The sequence below is a fragment of the Rhizobium mongolense USDA 1844 genome, assembly GCF_000419765.1.
GTDB classification, from domain to species: Bacteria; Pseudomonadota; Alphaproteobacteria; order Rhizobiales; family Rhizobiaceae; genus Rhizobium; species Rhizobium mongolense.
Window position 1 is genome coordinate 155,824 of the sequence record NZ_ATTQ01000006.1, and the last position, 22,489, is coordinate 178,312.

Genomic DNA, 22,489 nt, shown 5'->3' on the forward strand with positions numbered 1-22,489 from the left:
CCATCCTATCGACCATTGCACCATCGAGCGGCGAGCCGGCAAAGGATATTGCTGTCTCGCCCGTCCAGCGGCGATGATCCGCCGTTTGGATCGCCTGCCGCCCATCAAGGCAGGCGGTGGATAATGACGGACGGTACGACACGCTGCGCGATTTCGCAAAGATGCCAATGGTGCGTTAGATAGCTGACCTGGCCGACCTTCGCCATGTCGCCGAGCAGACGGAAGACCTCCTCCGAACGGGGATTGTCGAAGCTCTCCATGATGTCGTCGGCGATAAAGGGAACAGGCGGGCGGAGGGCGGCGAACTCCTCGTAACCTGCAAGCCTCAATGCGAGATAGAGCTGGAACTGGCTCCCCGTCGACATGTCGTCGGCGAGTTTTGAACCACCCTCCCGCGGGACGCCGATCGGAACCTATCCGGGCCTGTATGACCCCGGCCTTTGCTCCTTTGCCCGCACAAGAGTAGCGACAGCACCGTGGCACAAATCGCCAAGGAGGTCCTCTCGATGACGAAGATCAATTGGAATTCCCGAATTCGACGCGACCGAAGCATTGCATATGGATCTTGCCGCGGCAGCGCTTCATGCCGCCGCGGTTGCAGCGCGCGTTGAGTTGCCCGAAACGGCGTACTTCACCACAAAACGAGGATTGATACGCGACGCTTTGGTTGCCGACGGCGTTTCGGAAACGATCGAGCGCTTGGTCGACGCATTGCTTCCTGTCTGACCTGCGTTCCAGCAGGTCGGCGACGGAACCGTTTCACCGATCACAGAGGTGGCTCGGAAGTTTTGCGCAGCGGGGATAGGCGGCGTTTCCGCCTGACTTCGGCTTAGACGCCGGAAACTGGAGAGCCCATGACTAGGCGACAACGCTGGAACCACCGCCCGGATTCCAGGTAGACGGATAGCGAGGAGGGATAGCTAAGCCAGCAGCAAGTTGATTCGTTCCCATGACAGCTCCCACTGAATTCTGCCCGAGACCAGACTGACAGCTTGCGGCCCCAAACCAGTCATCGCAATCAGGACAGCCACTTGGTTTGCCGAACAAATTTAGTTTTCAGATGGAGGTCGGAATAGCAGGGTCGTCGGTTCTAATCCCTTCAACTGCCCCAGACGACGACTTGCCATTGATCGTGAATTGCCGCTACCCGGATGCCTTCGCCGCCGCGCTTATGAACTCCCTGCCGATAGGATTTTACGTCCCGGTCCAGATTATCATCGGCGACGGGGATAATTGCGCCACGAGCAATAAAATAGAAACTGTTGATGCAATTATGACCAGCGCGTTCTGAGGCATTATCCAACCCGTCAGACGAACTCAGCGTCGCCTGAGCTATCAAAAACGAAGTTCGCTGGATGCGAAATGACCAAACCCCTTTCTTCCATGACCCGCAGAAATCATCCCACGCTAGAGCAGTGCTGCTATGGATCGAGGTTGTGATTGCGCGGGCAGTATTCAATTCCGCGGATCATCCTCCAATATCGCTCGGATCCACTATGCCGCGGTATAATGTGCGTCACGTGTGATGTGCTGATAGAGTTCAAGCTTCAACTTGTATTTGCCACGAGGATCCCGTGAAGGAAAAGCGACCAGAAGGCATCGAGCGCTACGACCGTCCGGCCGGCGGCTGGGATGCGCTAAAAGCCGTAGCAAAGACCCTTGCCCATCAACAAATCATCGCGCAGGGCACACGAACGCTGCTAAAGGCCAACCAACCGGAGGGTTTCGATTGTCCAGGTTGTGCCTGGCCGGATCCCAAACACACCTCGTCGTTCGAATTTTGCGAAAACGGGGCCAAGGCAATCACCGGGGAGTCGACCGCCAAAAGGACGGATGCCTCTTTCTTCGAACAACATAGTGTGGCGGCGCTGTGGGAATGGACAGATCATAAGTTAGAAGACGCTGGAAGGCTAACGCTTCCCTTGCACTATAATCGTGAGACCGATCACTACGAACCGATTGCTTGGGAGACCGCGTTCGAATTGATCGCGAGTGAACTTAATCAGCTGGACAGCCCTCATCAGGCGGAGTTCTACACGTCCGGCAGAGCCTCGAATGAATCTGCCTTTCTCTATCAGCTTTTCGTCCGCGCATTCGGGACAAACAACTTCCCTGATTGCTCTAACATGTGCCATGAGGCTACGAGCGTTGGCCTGCCGATGTCGATCGGTGTCGGCAAAGGTACTGTGACGCTGGAGGATTTCGACCACGCCGACGCGATCTTCAGTTTCGGACATAATCCCGGTACCAATCATCCCCGGATGATGTCGACACTGCATGAAGCGTCGCGTCGAGGTGTGCCAATCATAGTGTTCAACCCGCTCAAGGAACGTGCACTCGAGCGTTTCGCCGCACCTCAAGATCCGCTTGAGATGGCTACAATGTCATCGACGCGTATAGCCTCCGCTTATCATCAGGTCCGGGTCGGAGGTGACTTGGCAGCGTTGAAGGGGATCATGAAGGCGATTTTCGTTCGCGACGCCGAGGCGATTGCGGGCGGAGGCGAGGGGGTCTTGGATCGTGCCTTCATCGCGGAGCACACGGTTGGATTCGACGCACTCCGGGCGGACATAGAGTCGACGAGCTGGGCTGATATCGAATCAGTTAGCGGGCTCACCCCCGAAGCAATCGAAAGCGCAGCCGATGTCTACGTGAAGGCGGAAAACGTAATCGTCTGCTATGGGATGGGGCTGACTCAGCATGCCCACGGAACCGAAAACGTACAGCAGGTTGCCAACCTGCTCATGTTACGCGGCAACATCGGTCGGGAAGGCGCTGGGATCGCCCCGATCCGCGGCCACTCCAATGTTCAGGGTGACCGCACCGTTGGGATTACAGAGATCCCGACTGAGGCGCTGCTGGAGGGAATGGAGAAGGCTTTCGGCTTTAGGCCTAACGGCGAAAAGGGACACAACGCCATTGAGGCTGTTCATGCGATCGCGGAAGGGCGTTCGAAAGCGCTGATCTGCCTCGGTGGGAACCTGGCCGTCGCCATGTCGGACCAACTTGCGACGTTTCAGGCGATGCGTAAGCTTGATCTCGCAGTGCATATTTCTACTAAGCTGAACCGATCGCATTTGCTTACAGCGCGAACGTCGTTGATACTTCCCTGCTTGGGTCGAACGGATCTCGATACGCAAGACTCGGGTCCCCAGGCCGTTACCGTGGAAGATTCGATGTCGATGGTTCACGCGTCGAGGGGCTTTCTAAAGCCGCCGGCGGAGATGTTGAAGTCGGAGCCGGCAATCATTGCCGGCATCGCCAAGGCCACACTTGGTGGGCGGTATTGGATCGACTGGGATGGGCTGATCGCGGATTACAGCCGGATCCGAGATAAAATTGAAGCTGTATTCCCGGAGTTTTTCAATTTTAACAAGCGAGTCCGAGTTCCGGGAGGGTTTCGTCTGGATGTGGCCGCATCATTCCGTCGGTGGAACACCGGCACCGGGAAAGCAAACTTCCTGGTCGCTCGGGGCCTCCTTGAGGATCCCTTATTGACACGGCCAGACGCTCTCCTTCTGACGACGATCCGAAGCCACGATCAATATAACACCACCGTTTACGGAATGGACGACCGGTATCGTGGGGTATTTGGCCGACGGGACGTTCTTTTCATGAATCCGGTCGATTTGGCCGCGCTACAACTCAGTGACGGCGACCTCGTCGATATAAGGTGCCTCGTTGACGCGGAGGAACGAGATCGTAAAGTGCAGCGGCTTACCGCGGTTGCCTACGACATTCCATCGGGTTCTGTCGCCGGATATTATCCCGAGTTGAATGCTTTGGTGCCTTTGAAGCACTTCGACCGCACCTCCGGAACGCCCTCCTACAAAGGAGTTCCGGTCGCCGTCGCCAGGGCGTGCTAAACATCAGGCGGATGACTCCAGCGGTATTGTGCGGTATTGGTGCGAGGGGGCAGTCTCTTGCACATCAGGCCTTTGCGGTCTTCCCGTGAGACGTGTCCAATCGCTGCTTTCGCAAGCAGCTCTCCGTATTGCAGGAGAATTTGATGGCATCACGGCAACCGCCTGAGATGGTCGCGTTCGGGCCCTTTCGCCTGCATCTCAAGCTCCGCCGTTTGTTCCACGACGAGGAAGAGGTGCGCCTTGGCAACCGAGCAATGGAATTGCTCATCGCACTGGCGCGTAAGAAAGGAGAGGTCGTAACAAAACGAGACCTGTTCGACGCGGCATGGCCAGGCATCTTCATTGAGGACGGCAATCTCAAGGTCACAATCGCCTCGCTGCGGCGAACCCTTCGAAAATACTCGGCGACAGGCAACTATATTAGGACATTTTCAAACCGGGGTTATTGGCTTAGCGACGAAGCCGAGAGCGTTGCGTCTGATGAGGGTAACCCACAGAGCATCGCGAGCACACAGATTCCTCACTTAGGTAACGTCATTGGCCGAGCTGACGAAATCGCCGAGCTGTGCAAGACCGTCGGGGTCGGCCGGCTAACCAACATCGTCGGGGCAGGAGGCATAGGCAAAACAACGGTGGCTATTGCTGTCGCCCGGCTTGTCGAAGAAGAGGTTTCTGTGACGTTTGTAGATCTGTCGCGGATTACCGATGAAGAATATGTCATACCTTCACTTGCGGCCGTCCTGGGCATCAATTCAGGTAGTCAAGACCGACTTGATGCCATTTCCTCAACCCTCGCCAAACGTGCAACCCTGCTGGTGTTAGATACCTGCGAGCATGTGAGCAATGCCGTGGCGCATCTATGCGACGTGGTACTCAGAAGAACCGAGAGCGTGAGGATCCTTTGCACAAGTCGACAAGCTCTGCGCGCCAAGCACGAGAAAGTCGTATGGCTAGCGCCCCTGGGGGTGCCACCGGCAGACGTAGCTCCCGCCGCGGAGAAAGTCCTGGCATATCCCGCTCCAAAGCTGCTAGTTGAACGGGCTTCGGAGGCGGGCGATTACAAACTAACGGACGGGGACGCAGGAACAGTCGCAGAGATCTGCCGGAGGCTTGACGGTCTGCCGCTTGCGATCGAACTTATCGCGCCCCGCCTGTTGGTCGAAGCGGCGGCCGATGTTCTCAGAGAACTAGACAACCGATTTGCTGGACTTACAGGCCGCGAGCTTGAGACCCCGCCGCGGCAGCGGACTCTTCTCGCCACGCTGGAGTGGAGTTATGCAATGCTCACCGAAACCGAGGCGGCCGTCCTCCGCGCCGCCTCGATATTCGCGCAACCATTCGAACCCGGTGCACTTCTCCGTGTGATACATCACCACCAGTTTGATCCCGCCCTTGTCTTCGACGCCCTTGCGGGCCTTCGCTCGAAATCGATGTTGAGCATCGAGCACGCATCCGACGAGATGCGCTATCGCCTTCTGGACAGCACACGAGCATTTGCTGCCAGCCTGCTCGAGACTTCAGGGGAAGTTGAACAAGTTTCGGCGGCATACGCTCGCTATGTTCTAGAGGTGTTTGAGAAGTCCATAACCGAGAGGGCACGACTCCCGGCTCAAAAGTGGTACGCGACCTATGCAACCCGCGCAGAAGAATTGCGCAAGGCCATTACCTGGGCTCTCTATCAGAATGGTGACACGTTGCTCGGGCTGAGGCTCGTGGCGATCGGCCTTCCCCTTTGGCATGAACTTTCCATGATCGAAAACGCAAGAAGGAACTGCGAAGAGGCTCTTGCAGCGTATGACCGGATATCTTGCTCAGAGCGCGCGCTCCAGCTGAAGCTCCTCCTGGGGCTGGCCGCGGTCACCAGATTTATCTCGACTGATACCGATAAGGCCATTGCCACCTTCGAGAAAGCTATAAAGCTGTCGCGTGATGTCGGGGACAAAGACGCTGAGTGCCAGGGACTTGTGGCGCTGGCTAGCTATCGACTTTTGCCAGGATACCGAACGGCAGCGCAGGAGACACTTGCGCAGCTGAAGAACGCCGCGATGCAAAGCGGTAACCGCCCGGCTCTGTGGGAGCACGAGACCCTTCTCGCCGAGATGGATGTTATCCAGAGCGACTACCCGGCAGTTATCGCTCGACTTGAACGGCTCCGTGAGCAAATACGGAACGCTTCGGATGGGACCGCATCTCGTTTTGACGCCGACATTCGGATCAGGACCGAAAACACCTTGGGTGCGGCTCAATGGCTTGGTTCTCAGAGGCCGGGAACCGGATTACGTCGGGTCCAGACCGCAGCCCATTGGGCATTGGAGGCACATCATGGTTGGACGCTGATATACTGCTTCACTCGCGGTATTCTCTTCATACTCAGCGAATGCCGCGACTACGCACTCGGCGGGCACTGTCTCGCCAAATTGAGGGAAGCCATCGACAGGTATGACATGCCAACCTGGACTCCAGTTGCCGTCTGTTATGCGGAAGCGTTCGACGCACTTTCCGGGTCAAGAAGAGATCCTGATGCGATCATGCGGGCGTTCGATCAACTCCGCACTGGCCTCCCTCAGCACGGCAGGCATGTCTACTACGCGCTTCTGACGAGAGCGCTTCACGCGATCGGATGCGTGGATGAAGCGGCTCGCATCCTGAATTACGTCTTCGAGATCGGCCCGCAACGCTCAATGCTTCCCGAATTGCTTCGTCTCAAGGCAATCGAAGAACGGTCGAAAGGTCGCGATGACGATGCACATTCAACTCTGTCGCGGGCTCTGGCGATTGCGGAAGACCATGGTTCTTGGGCTTGGCGGCTACGGGCCGCGACGGACCTCGCCTCGCTTCTCCTGGAAAAGTTTCAGGTTAATGATGCGAAAACAGTGCTCGAGCCGGTATATGGCCAATTCCTTGACGGTTTTGTCACGCCCGATCTGCAGCGTGCAAACAAAGTGCTTGATGATCTCAACAGCTCAGATCTCATGAGTACTGTGGGAGTCGCGGCTTCTCGATAACCGTTGATTACGGCTGCTCGAAAATGGCGACCAGCAGGAGCCTCAACGAAGACTTTCCCTTTAGCTTTCCGTTATCCGCCTTTCTTTCTCGGACTCGGCCGCCAGCTGCTGCCAGTCCAGGTCCTCTTGCAATTCCAGATATTGCGTCGCGCCAATGAGATCGGCGTCTCTAAGTTCATCGAGGCGCTGGCGCTGAGCTAGGGTCGCAGCGCGCAATAGCCCGCGACGTCGATCGTCCGACAGGCCGCCGGGGTCCGCTGCGGTCTTGGCATACTGAGCAATGAGTGCTGCTGCTTCGGGTCCTTCTTCTGAGGCCAACCTTGCGACCGCAGCTTCAGCAAGGCCCGCTCTAGCCACATCCGTCTCCTTTCGGACTGCCGTCTGGCGGCCCAGCTGGAGAAGGTGGATCATCGGAGCCAGCGTCCCCCCTTGGATGACAAGCGTCGCAAGCACAACGGCAAACGCCGCGAGTACTACCAAGTTGCGCTCGGGGAAATCTGGTGGGAGAGCGAAGGCAGTCGCAAGAGTGACGAGGCCACGCATCCCGGCCCACCCCACAAGCATAGTCTCGCCATGTCGGAATGGTGCGAGGTAACCCCCTCTTTTGTGTCGGTACGCGACTACCGCATGAAAGAGAAAAGCAATCGCCATTCTGCAAACGATCACGCTGATGACGACAATCGTGGCGAAGCCGACCGCGCGGGCTAGCTCATCAGGAGACATTGTCTGAACGATGCTTTTCGCCTGCAGGCCCATCAGCAAGAACGCTACCACATTCAGTAGAAAAACCACGGTCGTCCATACGGCAAACGAATGGACGCGCATCCGGGGGGAGTCGTTGACAGTCGCCAGTGTGGCAATCGTCATGGCACTGGCCACGGTGGCCAAGACCGCCGACAGATGCAGTCTCTCGGCGATTATCCAGGTTGCGAACGCGTAAACGAACTGGAGAAGCGTCCCGCCTACCGTGTTTTCCGTGAGTGGCCTGAGTCTGGAAAGAAGATAACCGAATGCGATGCCGAAAAGTATCCCACCCGGTGCCGCGATAGCAATCTTGATAACGGTCGCCGACCCTAGCCCGCCACTGGCATGGACGTTCAGAGCCGCGCTGAACAGCAAAAGGGCGGTCGCGTCGTTGAACAGGCTCTCGCCCTTGAGCAGCGTATCCACTCTGCGGTCGACCGGTAGCCCTGACAGAACTGCGGTTGCCGCCGCAGCGTCCGGAGGAGCGACGATCGCGCCTAGAGTAAGAGCGACGACTATAGGCAGGCCAACGGTCAAAGTGCTGACGAGAACGACGACCCCAGTTGTAGCGAGGACGGCGACTACTGCGTAAACAAAGATCGGCAGGAGCATGCGCCGTGCAGCGCCGATAGGAAAGTCATAGGCGGAGTCGACGAGGACAGGCGCGATAAAAAGCGCCAACGCTGTATGGGGATCAATCGGGATGTTAGGTGCTCCGGGAACCATCGCGACCGCTACGCCAGCCGCGGCAAGGATGCCTGGATAGGGCAGGTGGACTCGCCTTGTGATCTGCAACAGAAACACGGCGACTGCCAGAAGCGCCACTAGGGTTTCGAAAAAGCTCATGATGTACCATAACAAAGATCTGTAGGCGTTATAGTCTCGGTAGCCCGAATCATGAGCATCCGGCGGCCAATTTCACCAAAATTAACGGAGCGCGTTATGGACTTCGAGGTGGCAATAATCGGCGCTGGGGCAGCTGGTATTTCCGCGGCCCGTATGCTGACCTCGCTGGGTCGCAAGGTAGTTGTCATTGAAGCAAGCAGCCGCGTCGGCGGCCGAGCTTGGACCAACGAGATCTATGGTCTCCCACTCGACATGGGTTGTGGCTGGTTACATTCTGGTGAACGCAATCCGCTGGTCGATCTGGCAAGGGCTGAAGGCTTCGATGTCGTAGAAGGTCGCACCGCTTGGCAGGATCAATGGCGGGACCTCGGATTCACTCCCGATGATCGAAAAGCTGCCCTTGAGGCTTGGGCGGGAATGTCTAAACAGATGGAAAGAGCCCCACCGGCCTCTGACCGAGCTTCGGATGCCCTTGACCCAGCTGGGAAGTGGAACGCTTACTGTCAGTCTCTAAGCGGGTATCTCAACGGTGCGCCGCTCGATAGCCTCTCAGTCGAGGATTTCCTTGCCTACGACAAGGCCGCGACCCAGTCAAACTGGCGGGTGCGTGAAGGATATGGAACGTTGTTGGTAAGGAGTATGCCGCCTGTTCCTCTCTATTTATCTTGCGCTGCCAGGAAGGTGCGGCAAACCCGAACCGGCGTTAGGATTGAGACCGATCGCGGAACAGTTGATTCCCGGGCGGTAATCGTGACTGTCTCGACAGCCGTGCTTGCCAGAGCCCTTATCGAATTCGATGCGGAAATGGACGACCACCTGCATGCGGCTGGGAACCTGCCGCTTGGCCTGGCGGACAAACTTTTCTTCCACCTTGAAGGCAATCATGGTCTGGAGGCGGAAACTCATCTTCTGGGCAATCCCGCAAACGACAAAACGGGCAGTTACTACATCCGACCGCTTGGTCGCCCGATCGTTGAGGGATTTTTCGGCGGCCCTGGCGCGATCGCGATCGAAGACGCTGGAGTTCTCGAAGCTTTCGCCTTTGCCATCGAGGAGTTGACGGCGCTGCTCGGTGGTAAAATTGAAAAATACCTCAAGCCAATTTCGTCCTCTTCATGGTGCAACGTTGAATGGATCCACGGCTCATACAGCCATGCATTGCCCGGCTGCGCTCGAGACCGCGAGACATTGGCAAAACCAGTGAGCGAGCGACTGTTTTTTGCAGGCGAGGCGACAAGTCGTTTCGACTTCTCTACAGCTCACGGTGCATGGGAGAGTGGCATCAGGGCAGTTCAAGAATTCGCGGCGTGCTATCCTAAAGCAGTCGCTCCCTAGTGGGCAGGACTGACCGCATAGCGAATAAGGTTGGCTTTCAAGATTTCGACATTTTCTTCTAAACCCGAACCCCGATCCGCTCCGAGGCTTCGCTAATTTGCGGCCACGCGGCTAGCGGCGTGCTCAGCGTCGACGGACGCAGCGGCCATCGACCTTTGGAGACCTACGCCTTCTGCGAAGACGAAGCCCGGCTGACGATGCCAAATGCCGTTTTCAAGATCACCAACAGAAATGGCGTCCATGCGCCCGCCGACCATTGCCAATCACTCCTCAACAAGAACGGCTTGGGTCTCTGACTTGGCCTGATCTATAAAATGGAGCCTTCCCGGACAGCTCCGAGTGGGATGCACCCCGTGAGTGTTAGCTTTCATTCGTCCGAGAATATGTCCCCGCGCCATTTGCTGCATAATCCCGGAATCTGAAATGACGGGGCATCCTGAGATCCTTTCTGCGTTGATGTTACCGTGGAGCTGCGTGTTATTCCGTCTCAAAAAGACCGCGATACCGATTGGGCTGCGAGCGAAGGTATTGGTTTGGTACACGAATTTTACCACCCAGCTCCGCTGCAGCGTGCCACGGCCAGTTCGGATCGAATAGGATAGTTCTTGCCAAGGCTACCATGTCGGCGTCACCAGTCCCGACGATCGCTTCGGCTTGATCGTAGCCGGTGATCAAGCCAACCGCGACCACGGGAACGTGGACGACCTTCCGCACCTCTCGAGCCAACGGGACCTGGTAGCTAGGCCCTACTGCGATCTTCTGGGCGGGATGGAGGCCTCCACTGGACACATGTATCGCGCCAGCGCCATGCTTTTCGAGTTCTTGTGCGAAAACAAGCGACTCTTCAAGCGTCAGGCCACCCTGAACCCAATCCGTCGCAGAGATACGCACTGAAACCGGCTTCTCACGGAATGCTGCGCTGACCGTATCGAAAACTTCTAAGGGAAAGCGCATTCGGTTCTCGAGGCTCCCGCCATATTCGTCCGTGCGTTGGTTGGCTAACGGTGACAAAAACTGATGGAGTAGATAACCGTGCGCGGCGTGAAGTTGTACGATGTCGATACCGAGTTTGTCGGCTCGCGCCGCGGCAGTTCCAAATGCATCGCGAACGCGTTTCAGTCGCTCTTTATCCAAAGCGACGGGCGGTTGTTGATCAGCGTTGTAGGAGATCGCCGACGGGCCGTATGTTTGCCAACCGAGTCCGTCAGTTGGAGCAAACTGGCCGCCACCTTTCCAGGGAACTTCGGTCGACGCCTTCCTGCCGGCGTGACTGAGCTGAATCGCGATAGGCATGTCCGACCACCGCCGGATGCTCTCAAGCGTCAAGCTCATAGCCGCGTAATTCTGATCGCTGTAGAGGCCGAGATCTCCATAGGTAATCCGTCCTTCCGGGAGAACTGCAGTTGCCTCGATCGTCAAGAGCGCTGCGCCTGAGAGGGAAAGCTTGCCAAGATGTATCAAGTGCCATTCGTTCATGTTCCCTTCTTCGGCTGAGTACTGACACATCGGCGCAATGACGATCCGATTGGCCAATGTGAGGCCCTTGATTTCAATGGGCGTGAAAAGCTTTGGCTTGGACATTGTTGCTGCTCCCAACACGGCTTCCTGTTGCCGTACGTTTGTCCTTATGCGCTAAGGTACCACGATGTGTGACGGTCTAGGCGGCTGCCAGATTAGGACGGCGAGTGAGCGTCATGGTGAAGATGACGAGACCGGTGAGCGTGAGGCAAAACCCCGCCCAAGCGGAGGAGAGAATGCCAAAGCCGCTCGCAATCGCGAGGCCACCCGACCATGCCCCGATCGCATTGGACAGGTTGAGTGCCGCCAAATTCATCGCGCCTACAAGGGTGGGCGCCTCGGGAGCGAATTTAGTCAGTCTGACCTGGATAGTCGGTATCGCGGTGAACATTGTTGCGCCGACCAGGAAGAAACCGGCGAATAGGACGGGAAGCTTGAACCCGAAAGTGGCCAGTGCTGCGAGCACGACGACTGCTACGCCAAATCCGAGCAGGAGACCACGTGCCGGATACGTGTCGGCGAGACGACCGCCAAGAAAATTGCCTGCAGTCATCCCGAGTCCGAAAACTGTAAGTGCAATCGGGATCCATCCTGCTTCCAGCATGGCGACATCCGTGATTAACGGTCCTACGAAAGTGTAGATCGCAAATATGCTCGCAACGCCGAGAGCGGCGACGAGCATGGTCATCCATACTGCTCCTTTACGCAGAGCGCTAAGCTCCTGTATGACGGAGCTACCGTTCAGAGCGTGGGTTTTCGGCACGAACGCCATTAGCGCCAGGAACGATAGCGAGCCGAGGCCCGACACCGCAAAGTAGGTGTTTCGCCAGCCGATGGTCTGGCCGAGGAACGTCGCGAGTGGGGAGCCGACGATGGTCGCCACGGTCAGTCCCATCATCACCAGAGCAAAGGCCTTGCCCGTATGGCCAGGGCCGTAGACGTAGGTGGCTACAACGGCTCCTGCCCCGAAATATGCACCTTGGGGCATGCCGCTGATGAAACGAGCGAGTACGAACATCTCCAAGTTGACCGCCAGCGCGGACAGGATATTCCCCAATACGAACTGCGCCATGAGCATGAGAAGCAGGGTGCGACGGTTTAATCGTGCAGCCGCTAGCGTGACAAGTGGTGCGCCGATGACCACTCCGAAAGCGTAGGCAGTCACGGCGTTCGTCGCAGTAGGAATGCTTATCCCCAGGCTTTCGGAAAACAGTTGGAGGATACCCATGCTGGCGAATTCGGAGGTGCCAATGCAGAAACTGCCCAAAGCCAGCGACAGCAGTGTCAGGCGGCATCGCGCGCGCTCCACGGGATCGGAGGAATGAACGTTAACCGCGGCGCATTGAGCGTGATAGGCTTTGTCGAGCATCGGTCGCATCCTTAATGGGGTGGGAAAAGTGTTTCTGACCCGTCCCTGTAACTGGATGCGTTATCTTCACGCCGGATATCGATCGAGTGTAATTAAGCGTTGTAAAATGCAGTGAATCTCATGCTCATACGTCAATCACGTCGACGGCTGTCACGGTATAAACGGATCGATCCGCGAGTTCGCCGATCTTGCCCACGTAGTTTTGAAAATGAGGTGTTTCACGATGAGAGGAGTTGGCCTCCGCGTCGATGTACATCTCGTCAAGGATGAAACGGCTCGGCTCCGCGGCGTCTCGCCAAAGATCATAGCGCAAGTTACCTTTCTCTCCCCGCGAAGGCGCAGCCATGCCTCTTAGCAAGTTTTCCAATTCTACTTCTTTCCCGGATTTTGCCGTAAGAACCGCGTAAACTTTGACGTTTGTCATATGGTGTCCTTTGATCCGACCGCCCACCGATCACGGATGGGACGACAACCGACAGACACACTATCCGGTCGGCTTGAGAGGCGTGCGTAAAACACGGTAAAAGAGCGTTAAACGATACCGGCTTCAAGAGTTACGTCGGTAGAAGCCGCTGGGCCAAACCCCGGCCTAACGTCTCCTTCGGCGAGACGACGATGGCAGCGTACGACGCGAGCTGCTGAAGCCGACCGCAGTCGAAGAACTGGAGACGGGGCCTTACAATAACAGGGCCGTCGTTTCTAATCCGTTCAACCGCAAAAAGAATGACATGGGTTCAGGTTTCGGCTCTTATTCAAGACCTTTGGAAACCGTCGGCTGCCAGTGCGGGCAACATCCAAAAGTCACGGATCCGCCTCTTCTCGGTTGTTGCGCTTGGCGCGGAACAGCGGCTGTCTCCTCGATAGGATTGCACTACGCAGCTCACGCAATTGACTGCTCCGACCGCTTTTCATTCCGTTTGCAACGCAATCAGAAGGGTGATCGCTGCGGTCCTCGACGACGAAGGATTCTGGCCGGTCACCAGAAGGCCATCGCGAATGACATAGCTGTTGAAGTCCTCCGCAGCCGAAAACTTCGCTCCTTGGCTCTTGAGCAGATCCTCCAAAAGGAAAGACACCACCTCCCTGAACTGCATCACGGACTCCTCGGAGTTCGTGAAGCCGGTCACCTCGAGTCCCATGGTTATTGGTCGGTCATCCGGGGTCCTGACGTTGGTGAGAATGCCTGGAGCATGAGACACCAGCGCAACCGGCTTGCTCGTCGCCAGCATCGTTTCGATCAAGGACAGCGCGTCGGGATCATTCGTCAGGTCCCAGAGCGCACCGTAGCCGCCTGAGAAAAACACTGCGTCAAACTCCGCTGCGGCGATCAACGACAGTCGACGCGTGGCTTTCAGCGACGCCATGGCGGACGCATCGCTTTCGAATCGCCTCGTATCATCCGTCTGATAGGCGCTTCGCAACTCCTGGGGTCGAGCGACGGAAAACCGCCCTTCGGTGAGGCTAACGTGATATCGACGCCGGCTTCTCGGAACAGGAGGTACGGTGCAGCAAGCTCTTCCAACCAGAAGCCCGTTTTCTTGCCCGTGTCGCCAAGTTGGTCGTGCGATGTCAAAACGATCGCAATCTTCACAGTGCCACCTCCTGCTCGGCTGCGGCACCATTCTATCTTGCTGGACTAGCTTCGCACGGTCACTGCGTGCTGCACATTATTCCGTCTGTGCGCAGTTGAGGTCCTTTGCGGCACACGCCGTGATAACCGGTCGATCAGTAGTGCATCACTGGCGGGACATGCGCCTGAACTCGCCCGGTGTCATCCCGCCGACGCGTTTGAAGGACCGGACGAAATTTGACTCAGACGAGAAGCCGCAATCGAATGCGATCTGGGCGATCGAAAGGCCGGCCGCGAGTCGTACCTTGGCCATTTCCAGCCGACGGTGACCGACGAAGGTGCTGGGCGACTGCCCGGTTGCAATCTTGAACATGCGCGAGAAATGGAAGCGGCTCAGCGAGGCCACAGCCGCCAGATCGTCCAAAGTAATCGGTTCTGCGAGATTAGCATCGATATAGTCGATCACGCGTTGGAGGCGCCTTGAGTCGAGACCTGGTGATGCGATTGCGCTGCGCGCAGGGTCAATCCCAAAACCCGCGTGACTATTCAGGAGCCTCAGAGCTAACGCGTCCGAGAGGGCTTCGATGAGCAAACTCCCGCCCCAGGTCTCGCAAGTTAGTTCCCTGACGAATTCCGTCGCGATGCACTCGATGAGCGGGTCACGAAAGCCGGCATGATAGTCGATAGAAGGCGATGACGCATCGCTGCGGAGCGTTCCGGCGAGATTTGATAAAAATGGTGCAGGCAGATAGATGTGTACCATCTCGTCTATGGTACGAGAGATCGATTTAAAGTCCTCTCGTATCCCGGAGGGGCTTAATCCGATCGTTCCCGGCGCCCCTACGATCCGTTCACGCACACCCTCGGCCTGACGGGTTACCACCGTCGTTCCGCGCATGACGACACAGATCTCGTTTACGTCGATTGTACCAGGTGGCCTCTCGCCCGCGGGATGGAAGCGAAGTTCGGCCTGGACACCCTGCCAGCGCCTACCGGAGGAACTCAGGATCACGCGTCCTCTGGCATAAGAGGCAGGCAGCTTATTCATGCTTCGCACCCTCATCATCCGGTAGCGCATACGATCACATTCGTTTACTTGGCGCAATTGGGAAGCGACTTGGGAGCGACCGAGGCAATGCGTTACCTCACCAACCAGGGACTCAGTAGAATTCTTCGCAGCATTTACCTTGGGGAGGCAAGTAGTAGTCTATCCGCCGTGAGGTCAGTGAGCGTCCGAGCCGACGTGAAAGGCAGGTTGAACGGACATGAGTGATAAAACTGTTATCGGCATCGATATCGGCACCACCGCCATTAAGGCGGTGCTGGTGACCGGGGCGGGCACTCAACTGGGGCACTATGTCGAGTCGTATCCCACCGCGCGTCCCGCTCCAGGGATCGTCGAGCAGGAACCTGATGACTGGATCAGGGTGGCCATTCAGGCTCTTGCCGGCTTCGAGCGCGATTTTGACCTCGGGGGGCTACAGGCTATCGGCATATGCTCCCAGGCAAATACTCACGTCTTCATTGACCGCAACGCAACGCCACTCGCTCCGGCGATTGTCTGGCAGGACCTGCGATGCGCCGACATCGCCGCCGAACTGGATGGGCAAGTGGGCGCTGAGAGTCGGATTGCATGGTGGGGTGCTCCATTGCCTATCGACGCCAGTCATTGTCTCAGCCGTATGGAATGGATGCGACGCAACAGGCCGGACATCTGGGGCCGCTCGCGAGCCGTCATCCTGCCGAAGGACTACTGCATCGCACGATTGACGGGAGAGGTTGCGGCGGACGCGATAGCATCTATTGGTCTGGTTGACGGACAACTTAATTACATTAAGGCGCTTCTTGATCTCGTGCCGGATGCAGTGCAACGCCTGCCTCCACTGCGTGATTTCACACATGTCGTGGGACGCGTCTTGCCGGGGTTGCCCTGTGCGGGTACGCCCGTCATTGTCGGGACTATGGACGCATGGAGTGGCATGTTTGGCGTCGATGTCGGGAAAGTTGGAAGCGCAATGTATCTCAGCGGTACGAGTGACGTGCTGGGGATCGTATCGCCAAAGCGCGTTCCGACGCCGGGAGTTGCAGCATTTCCTACCTATCAGGAAATCACACTGCATGCCGCGCCGATACAATCCGGAGGCGCGTCGCTAGCGTGGCTCAGCCGTCTCCTGGGTAGAAGCATCGACGAACTCTGTGTTCTGGCAGCCGCCATGAGTGGACAGGAACGCATTCCGCTTTTCATCCCCCATCTGGATGGCGAGCGGGCGCCGCTCTGGGACCCATTCGCGCGAGGTATATTCCTTGGACTCGACTCCTCCATGGGTCCCGCCCACTTGGTGCGATCGGTTATGGAAGGCGTTGCATATTCGGCGCAATGGGCGCTGGAGACGCTTGAGCGCTCCGCCGACAGCTCTCCGTCGATCCTGAACTGCGGCGGCGGCGGATTTGCTTCGGACGTTTGGAACCAGATTCGCGCTGACGTGCTCGGTCGCACGCTTCGATGTGTACGAAGCGCGGATGCGGCGGCGACCGGGGCTGCGGCCATGGCCCTTGCAGGAATAGGTGCAGCGGGCTCGATCGCCGATGCCGCCAGCCGCATTGTCCAATTCGAAAGAGAGTTCCGGCCTGATCCGGCTCGCAGAGGTTATCACGAGGTCCGCATGGCGCTTTTTAAGGACTCGTACGCGGCCACCCAGGACATCAGCCGACGCCACGTAACATCCGTCCTCTGACTAGCGACCGACGGAAGATCGGGTGCGCCGTTGCGTCAGGTGGCGGTCCGCTGCCCGCAGCATGCGATGTAGACCAGTCCCCCGCCGGACGCTGCGCAACTGCGTGGCGACCCGTCAACGTTCCCGGCGCGCGTTTCCCATCCCATCGCGCCGAAGCAAAAGAGCAATATCTGAGAATCCTTCCGCAATAGCGGAGCATGCGCCATCGCCGCCCTTGCGATAGCGTCCGAGTGCCGTTGGTATGACGTGCTCGATCGGTTTATGCCCAAACCGCAAAACAGGATTGCTCGCTGTCATGATCACAACCGCTTCACCATCGTCGGCCATCCAGCCGACAAGTCCGTCGTTTCCACGAATGGAGAGTTACTTCCCAACGGTCGGCATTTCGTGCTCGCTGGGGTAGCAGCCGCTACTATTTACCGGTTTTAACCCCCGGCTTTTCTTACATCGTATAGACTACTGATAGTGATAAATGTGCAAAGCCTCGGTCGCCACACAGTTGCGGTCACCAACGGGGGTGCGTGACGTGAACGCTGTTTTCAAATTTGGCCCTTTCAGCCTTAATCCGGTCTCGCGGAAACTCATGCGGGACGGGCGTGAGCTGCCGATCGGCAGCCGTGCTTTTGATATGTTGGTAGCACTCGTTAATAAACAAGGTGAGATCCTTTCGAGACGCGAACTGATGGCTTGCGCTTGGTCCGGCCTGAGTGTTGAGGACTCCAATATACGTGTTCAGATGGCCCACCTTCGCCGTAAGTTGGGTTGCGGCGTCAACGGCGACCGATATATTGCCAGCATCGCGGGCAGGGGCTACAGCTTCGTGATGCCTGTCAAAACGCAACAGGACGTATCCTCTGCGCATTCCCACAGCATCTCCGACGAAGCAGTTTTCGACGATCCCGTCATCATTCAACGCGAGATCAAGATTCCGATCGCGTCTCGCTCGGACAAGTTTTTGGGTCGGGCTTCCAATCTTGAAGAACTGGAGCGTGCCGTCCAAGAGCGCCGGTTAATCACGGTGGTGGGACCAGGTGGGGTTGGTAAAACCACTCTTGTCACAGCCTTGGCGCGTAGCCTCCGGAACTTCGATGAGATCAGGTTCGTGGATCTCAGTGTTGTCACGGATGACGCTCTAGTCGAGGCCGCCGTCGCATCATCGGTCAATTCAAGTGTCCGAAGCAGCGATCCGCTTCGTGACGCGGTTACATGGCTTTCTAAAAGGCGGAGCCTGTTGATCGTCGACAACTGTGAGCATGTCATCAATGGGGTTGCCGATGCGGTTTCGTTCGTCCTGAAACATTCACTTTCTACGCATGTGCTTGCGACGAGCATCGAGGCACTACGGGTCACGGGGGAGGCGGTGTATCTCTTGCGGCCCTTGGGAACCCCCCCCAATACGGGACGGATGACTGCGAACCACGCTCTGGCATGGCCATCGGTTGAGCTTTTCATGAGCCGAGCCGTTGACGGTGGCCACAAAGGTGCCCTCGCTGACGAGGAGGCCGCCATAGTCGCTGCTATCTGCCGGCGGTTGGACGGGAATCCCCTCGCGATAGAATTGGTGGCCAGCCGCGTTGGCATGTATGGATTGGACGGAGTATTGGAGCTGCTGGATAATCAGTTAACGCTCCGTTGGCGCGGCGACAGGGACGCGACACCTCGGCACCAGACTGTTCAATCGCTGCTCGACTGGAGCTACGTTCTTCTGTCGAAGAACACCCAAACGGTCTTGAACAGGCTATCTGTGTTCGCCAGCGAATTCACGATAGGTGCGGCGACGGATGTCGTTGCTGGATCCGGCATAAGTGACGCCGATGTTTCGATGGCGATAAGTGAGTTGGTCGACAAATCCATGGTGTCGTCGGGAGGGGTGGATGAGACAACCGGCGCGTTGAAACTCCGGGAGATCGTCAGAACATACGCGGCCTTCAGGCTGACGCGCGAACCCGGGCGGCACGAAACTCAACGAAGACATGCCCTTTTGTACCTAAGAAGAATGCGCGCCCGCGAGGGCAGATCGGGCAAAAACACCTCGCTGCACGATTTCGACATTGGAAACGTGCGCACTGCGCTTGAGTGGGCGTTCTCTGAAGGCGGAGACGCCGAGATCGGAGTTGAGACATGTTGTCTCCTGCTCGAAACCTTCCAAGATTTGATGCAGTTCGATGAGTGTAGAAGATGGTGCCAACGCGCGTTAGAGTTTTTGCCGCCCAAACATCAAAACACGGAGCTGCACCTCAAGCTTTTGGAGAGTCTCACGATCGCAACGCTCTTTGGGCATGGCGGCGATACGGGGGTTGCGAACTTATTCGATGTCGGACTGCCGCTCAGCCGTCGCCTCAAAAACCATCGCATAGAATCTCACCTGTTGGCGGGATTGGGAATGTATCATCTGAAGCAGGGCGATTTCCGTTCGGGCCTCAACGTTGCAGAAGCTTACGCGAACAAGGTCGATCACCACAGTAGCTCGAATGACAATTTTGTGGCGGGCTGGATGCTGGGAACGATGTACCACATGCTCGGAGAGCAATTGGAGGCTGCGGCCACTTACGATTATAGTCTCGCGCGAGCCACCGGATTTTCTCCGTCGAGATTGGGGTACTTCGAGCAGGCCCACCTTGCGCTAGCGAAGATCGCCCAAGCGCGCGTCACGTGGCTCCGAGGCTCGCCGGAAACAGCGTTGCAGATGGCCGAGAGTGCCATCGAGGAGGCAAGAAGCCAACCAGCCGCTTTATGTTTGAGCCTCCTAATGGGCATAACCGTTTTTCTGGACAGCGGCGAGCTAGATCGAGCGGATATCCTGACCGATGAACTGGCTGAACTAACGGCGACAAATGGCAATCTGTCCGGATACCGTGAAGCTGGCATGGCGGTGCGCGGCCAGCTTCTGGTCCTTCGTGGCGAAGCGGAACAGAGCATAGATTTGTTGCGCGGGAAATTACGATCGGTGAGTTCGATCGGCTTTCAGAGTTTGATATTCGGAACCCTTCGTGCCCTTGCAGAGGGACTTGCCATCGCTGGCGAGCATACCGAAGCGGTTTCGGCCGTCGATACTGCATTGGGTCTGTGCGAACGCGCTGGTGGGACCTACCTTCTGCCGGAGCTTTTACGAACGAAGGCCATGATCCTCCTGTCGTCGCCACACTCGAACTTCAATGTGGTACATCGTCTTTTAAACGATGGTACCGCAATTGCGCGCAGAACGTCGGCGCTAGGGTGGGAGCTTCGATTACACCTCGCCCGCATAAAAGCCGACAGATCGATGGGTCTTAATACGACGGAAGAAGGCTTCAGCAAGCTTGCGGAAATCGTCCGAAGTTTTCAGGACGGTTCCGAAACCGCCGACCTACGAACAGCCAACTCGCTTCTACGACAGCGCCTAGACACGGCGCTCGCAAGCTGAACGTGATTTCCCGCGAAATAACCAGGCTCAACTCGCGGGCGCTCGAAGCAGCCGCTAGCGTATGCGCCAAGGCCATTCGCTGCCGCCGGATCACCTGCCTCAGCTGTGGTGCCGATGGGCCGCCACCTCTACCGGAAGAGCACACAACAAATGCGCCTAACTTCGAGGCTCGTGTCATTTGTTTCGCGACCTTGTGGTCTGAAGGACAGGTCTATGCTGTCGTCCCTGAACAGTTGGACATTCTCGATGGGGTTCGAGCGGCAATTTCGATCGCTTTTTTGCTAGCCGGTGCAATCCGCCTTGATATACCAGACTTGGCATTCAGCGTTGTCGCCGCATTTTGGACCTCCCTTTGCGACCCGTTCGGCGGAGCCCGGTCTCGCTTCCGTGTCATGGCGAAATTTGCGATCCTAGGCGCGATCGCGTTTGCCCTCTCATCCTTCGGTGCTCACTTCGGCACCGTGGCTGCTACCGCAACGCTCTTCACTCTCGTCGCATTGTGCTGTCTAGGTCGATCCTACGCGCCCGCGTTCGGACCCGGACCCGCCCAAGGTAGCTTCATCTCCGCAATTGCAGTTGTGATCGGTGTGTCGACACCGCGTCCATTCGAGGGAGCGCTCCAACTTGGCGGTTGCTTCCTGCTCGGATCGACGGCGACAATCCTCATATCGACCTTGATATGGCCGAACCACACCAATGCCCCGGGCAGATTGTTGCTCGTGACGATCTACAGCCGGTTGCGGACGATGCTGAGCGCGCTGATCGATCTCGACCGATCTCCAGTTGCCGACAGCGCGGCCTGGCTGCAATATGAGACGCTGACCCGTAGGGCCGTGAGGATCGCTATTGAGCGAGGTCGCCAAATCGTTGCGCGACGTCTTTTGGGGAGCAAGCCGCACGGTCACGCGGTTGACGTAGCCTCGAGGTTACTAGGTAATCTGATCGCTCTCGGGCACCTACGCAGGTCAGGCGGGGTGTTCAGCGAAGATAATGTCACATTACTTCGCGATTTAGACGAGCTGTTGCGGGAAGTGATCGATTGCTTGGACTCAGGAGCCATGACCTCGGCTCGAATCAACGAAGACGCAAGGTCTCTCCACCGCGCGGCCGAAGACCAAAACAGGGCTTTCGGCAGGTGCATAGAGGGCGCGGCCATCGCACTGATGTCTCTGGGCGGAACAACAAGCCCGGAACAACGGCAAGATGTTTTATCCACGGGCCTATTAGCGACGATCTTCGAGAGGCCTGCGATGCCGTCTGTTGTGTGGCATCAAGCGTTGCGGGTGGCCACAGCTGTGACCGCTTGCCATCTCGTGGAGGGGTGGCTTGGAGTGACCTTGTCATACTGGGGAACGATTGCGACTTTGGTCGTGATGCAGCCGGCTTTGGGGAACACCTGGGCCCGGGTGTTGGAGCGAGCAACAGGCACTCTCCTCGGCGGGTTGGTCGCCGCGGGGTTGCTCATGAACAGCCCTGGCGACGTTGCGATGGCTCTAACGATCGTTCCGCTCGCGGCCGCGGTCATTGCCTTACGCACGGTGAATTACGCGCTATTCACGATCTTCCTGACGCCGATGTTCATGTTGCTCTCTGACCTCATCAGACCCGCAGACGATCTGATCTTTTTAAGAGCGGTGAACGAGAGTCTTGGTGCTCTCTTCGGTGTGGTTGCGAGCATATTGATATTCCCGACCAACGATCGTGTCGCGATTTCCGATACTCTCCGGACAGCCGTATCCGCAAACCTGTCATTTGCGTCCAGCGTGCGAAGGTCGCGCCACGGGCCGCATTCGGCGGAGATTGCGAAGCACAGGCGGACGCGGGTGTCGGCAGCTCCAGGGCTGAGGTTGCGGCGATGGGACTAAGTCTCGGCAACGGTGCCATAGCCAGCTCAGATGCTCTGAATAGTGTTCTCCTGGCGCTGAGAAATGTATGCGGAGCGTCTACAGTCTTCGAAACTCTCGGAGACCACGATCCTCAGGTCGATACACAGCGAGCCGACTACTACGAAGCCATGTCATCGGTTCTCGAGATGCAGCTCAGGACTTGGACATTGGGGGATCTACCCATGCCGTTCCCAAAGTCCGGCGACGAATTG

15 protein-coding genes and 2 pseudogenes are annotated in these 22,489 nt (G+C 57.4%); 8 read left to right on the forward strand and 9 right to left on the reverse strand.

Annotated features, from left to right (window positions below):
• Positions 1 to 104: 104 nt before the first annotated feature.
• Positions 105 to 407: pseudogene (locus tag A3C3_RS0113150) on the reverse strand (ATP-binding protein); the annotation flags it as partial.
• 151 nt (positions 408 to 558) lie between these two features.
• On the opposite strand from A3C3_RS0113150, the gene A3C3_RS46470 reads away from it, so the two are divergent.
• Entirely contained in the window at positions 559 to 726 is a 168-nt protein-coding gene (locus tag A3C3_RS46470) for a hypothetical protein (RefSeq protein ID WP_022715074.1), read from the forward strand.
• Positions 727 to 1,099: 373 nt separating this feature from the next.
• Here the strand turns inward: A3C3_RS46470 and A3C3_RS45215 are convergent, their stop codons facing one another.
• On the reverse strand, positions 1,100 to 1,459 hold the full coding sequence (locus A3C3_RS45215) for a hypothetical protein (protein ID WP_145611821.1): 360 nt from the start codon (positions 1,457 to 1,459) through the stop codon (positions 1,100 to 1,102).
• Positions 1,460 to 1,574: 115 nt separating this feature from the next.
• Between A3C3_RS45215 and A3C3_RS0113165 the strand changes: the two genes are divergently transcribed.
• The gene (locus tag A3C3_RS0113165) at positions 1,575 to 3,866 is read left to right on the forward strand and encodes an FdhF/YdeP family oxidoreductase (RefSeq protein ID WP_022715076.1); all 2,292 of its coding nucleotides are present in this window, start codon (positions 1,575 to 1,577) and stop codon (positions 3,864 to 3,866) included.
• Between the two features lie 143 nt (positions 3,867 to 4,009).
• Entirely contained in the window at positions 4,010 to 6,871 is a 2,862-nt protein-coding gene (locus A3C3_RS0113170) for an ATP-binding protein (RefSeq protein WP_022715077.1), read from the forward strand.
• 60 nt (positions 6,872 to 6,931) lie between these two features.
• Here the strand turns inward: A3C3_RS0113170 and A3C3_RS0113175 are convergent, their stop codons facing one another.
• Positions 6,932 to 8,461, reverse strand: a complete 1,530-nt coding sequence (locus A3C3_RS0113175) for a cation:proton antiporter (RefSeq protein ID WP_022715078.1) — start codon at positions 8,459 to 8,461, stop codon at positions 6,932 to 6,934.
• Positions 8,462 to 8,557: 96 nt separating this feature from the next.
• Here A3C3_RS0113175 and A3C3_RS0113180 point away from each other — a divergent pair, with 96 nt between their 5' ends.
• Positions 8,558 to 9,796 (forward strand): flavin monoamine oxidase family protein, encoded by a 1,239-nt coding sequence (locus A3C3_RS0113180; protein ID WP_022715079.1) that lies wholly within the window; start codon positions 8,558 to 8,560, stop codon positions 9,794 to 9,796.
• A gap of 119 nt (positions 9,797 to 9,915) precedes the next feature.
• Positions 9,916 to 10,092 carry a hypothetical protein gene (locus A3C3_RS45220; RefSeq protein ID WP_156890783.1) on the forward strand — a complete coding sequence of 59 codons (177 nt, stop codon included), beginning with the start codon at positions 9,916 to 9,918 and terminating at the stop codon, positions 10,090 to 10,092.
• 181 nt (positions 10,093 to 10,273) lie between these two features.
• Here the strand turns inward: A3C3_RS45220 and A3C3_RS0113190 are convergent, their stop codons facing one another.
• The 5 genes and pseudogenes from A3C3_RS0113190 to A3C3_RS0113210 form a co-directional block, all read right to left on the reverse strand.
• On the reverse strand, positions 10,274 to 11,377 hold the full coding sequence (locus tag A3C3_RS0113190; RefSeq protein ID WP_022715081.1) for an NADH:flavin oxidoreductase/NADH oxidase: 1,104 nt from the start codon (positions 11,375 to 11,377) through the stop codon (positions 10,274 to 10,276).
• Positions 11,378 to 11,453: 76 nt separating this feature from the next.
• Entirely contained in the window at positions 11,454 to 12,683 is a 1,230-nt protein-coding gene (locus tag A3C3_RS0113195; protein ID WP_022715082.1) for an MFS transporter, read from the reverse strand.
• Between the two features lie 124 nt (positions 12,684 to 12,807).
• Positions 12,808 to 13,107, reverse strand: a complete 300-nt coding sequence (locus A3C3_RS0113200; protein ID WP_022715083.1) for a putative quinol monooxygenase — start codon at positions 13,105 to 13,107, stop codon at positions 12,808 to 12,810.
• 484 nt (positions 13,108 to 13,591) lie between these two features.
• A pseudogene (locus A3C3_RS41450) lies at positions 13,592 to 14,274 on the reverse strand (type 1 glutamine amidotransferase domain-containing protein).
• 145 nt (positions 14,275 to 14,419) lie between these two features.
• On the reverse strand, positions 14,420 to 15,301 hold the full coding sequence (locus tag A3C3_RS0113210; RefSeq protein ID WP_022715084.1) for a helix-turn-helix domain-containing protein: 882 nt from the start codon (positions 15,299 to 15,301) through the stop codon (positions 14,420 to 14,422).
• Positions 15,302 to 15,518: 217 nt separating this feature from the next.
• On the opposite strand from A3C3_RS0113210, the gene A3C3_RS0113215 reads away from it, so the two are divergent.
• On the forward strand, positions 15,519 to 16,988 hold the full coding sequence (locus A3C3_RS0113215) for a xylulokinase (protein ID WP_022715085.1): 1,470 nt from the start codon (positions 15,519 to 15,521) through the stop codon (positions 16,986 to 16,988).
• A 114-nt stretch (positions 16,989 to 17,102) separates the two neighbouring features.
• Here the strand turns inward: A3C3_RS0113215 and A3C3_RS0113220 are convergent, their stop codons facing one another.
• Positions 17,103 to 17,315, reverse strand: coding sequence for a hypothetical protein (locus A3C3_RS0113220; protein WP_022715086.1), 213 nt, complete (start codon positions 17,313 to 17,315; stop codon positions 17,103 to 17,105).
• 199 nt (positions 17,316 to 17,514) lie between these two features.
• Between A3C3_RS0113220 and A3C3_RS38295 the strand changes: the two genes are divergently transcribed.
• Complete coding sequence (locus A3C3_RS38295; RefSeq protein ID WP_167521942.1) at positions 17,515 to 20,391, forward strand: ATP-binding protein; 2,877 nt, start codon at positions 17,515 to 17,517, stop codon at positions 20,389 to 20,391.
• A 2-nt stretch (positions 20,392 to 20,393) separates the two neighbouring features.
• Positions 20,394 to 22,256 (forward strand): FUSC family protein, encoded by a 1,863-nt coding sequence (locus A3C3_RS0113230; protein WP_033419657.1) that lies wholly within the window; start codon positions 20,394 to 20,396, stop codon positions 22,254 to 22,256.
• Positions 22,257 to 22,489: the final 233 nt, after the last annotated feature.

What these genes read in the sequence shown, in the direction of transcription:
- A3C3_RS46470 (WP_022715074.1), top strand. Translation starts at nt 559, where the DNA reads ATGGATCTTGCCGCGGCAGCGCTTCATGCCGCCGCGGTTGCAGCGCGC.
- A3C3_RS0113170 (WP_022715077.1), top strand. Translation starts at nt 4,010, where the DNA reads ATGGCATCACGGCAACCGCCTGAGATGGTCGCGTTCGGGCCCTTTCGC.
- A3C3_RS0113175 (WP_022715078.1), bottom strand. Translation starts at nt 8,461, where the DNA reads ATGAGCTTTTTCGAAACCCTAGTGGCGCTTCTGGCAGTCGCCGTGTTT.
- A3C3_RS0113180 (WP_022715079.1), top strand. Translation starts at nt 8,558, where the DNA reads ATGGACTTCGAGGTGGCAATAATCGGCGCTGGGGCAGCTGGTATTTCC.
- A3C3_RS0113190 (WP_022715081.1), bottom strand. Translation starts at nt 11,377, where the DNA reads ATGTCCAAGCCAAAGCTTTTCACGCCCATTGAAATCAAGGGCCTCACA.
- A3C3_RS0113195 (WP_022715082.1), bottom strand. Translation starts at nt 12,683, where the DNA reads ATGCTCGACAAAGCCTATCACGCTCAATGCGCCGCGGTTAACGTTCAT.
- A3C3_RS0113200 (WP_022715083.1), bottom strand. Translation starts at nt 13,107, where the DNA reads ATGACAAACGTCAAAGTTTACGCGGTTCTTACGGCAAAATCCGGGAAA.
- A3C3_RS0113210 (WP_022715084.1), bottom strand. Translation starts at nt 15,301, where the DNA reads ATGAATAAGCTGCCTGCCTCTTATGCCAGAGGACGCGTGATCCTGAGT.
- A3C3_RS0113215 (WP_022715085.1), top strand. Translation starts at nt 15,519, where the DNA reads ATGAGTGATAAAACTGTTATCGGCATCGATATCGGCACCACCGCCATT.
- A3C3_RS0113220 (WP_022715086.1), bottom strand. Translation starts at nt 17,315, where the DNA reads ATGGCCGACGATGGTGAAGCGGTTGTGATCATGACAGCGAGCAATCCT.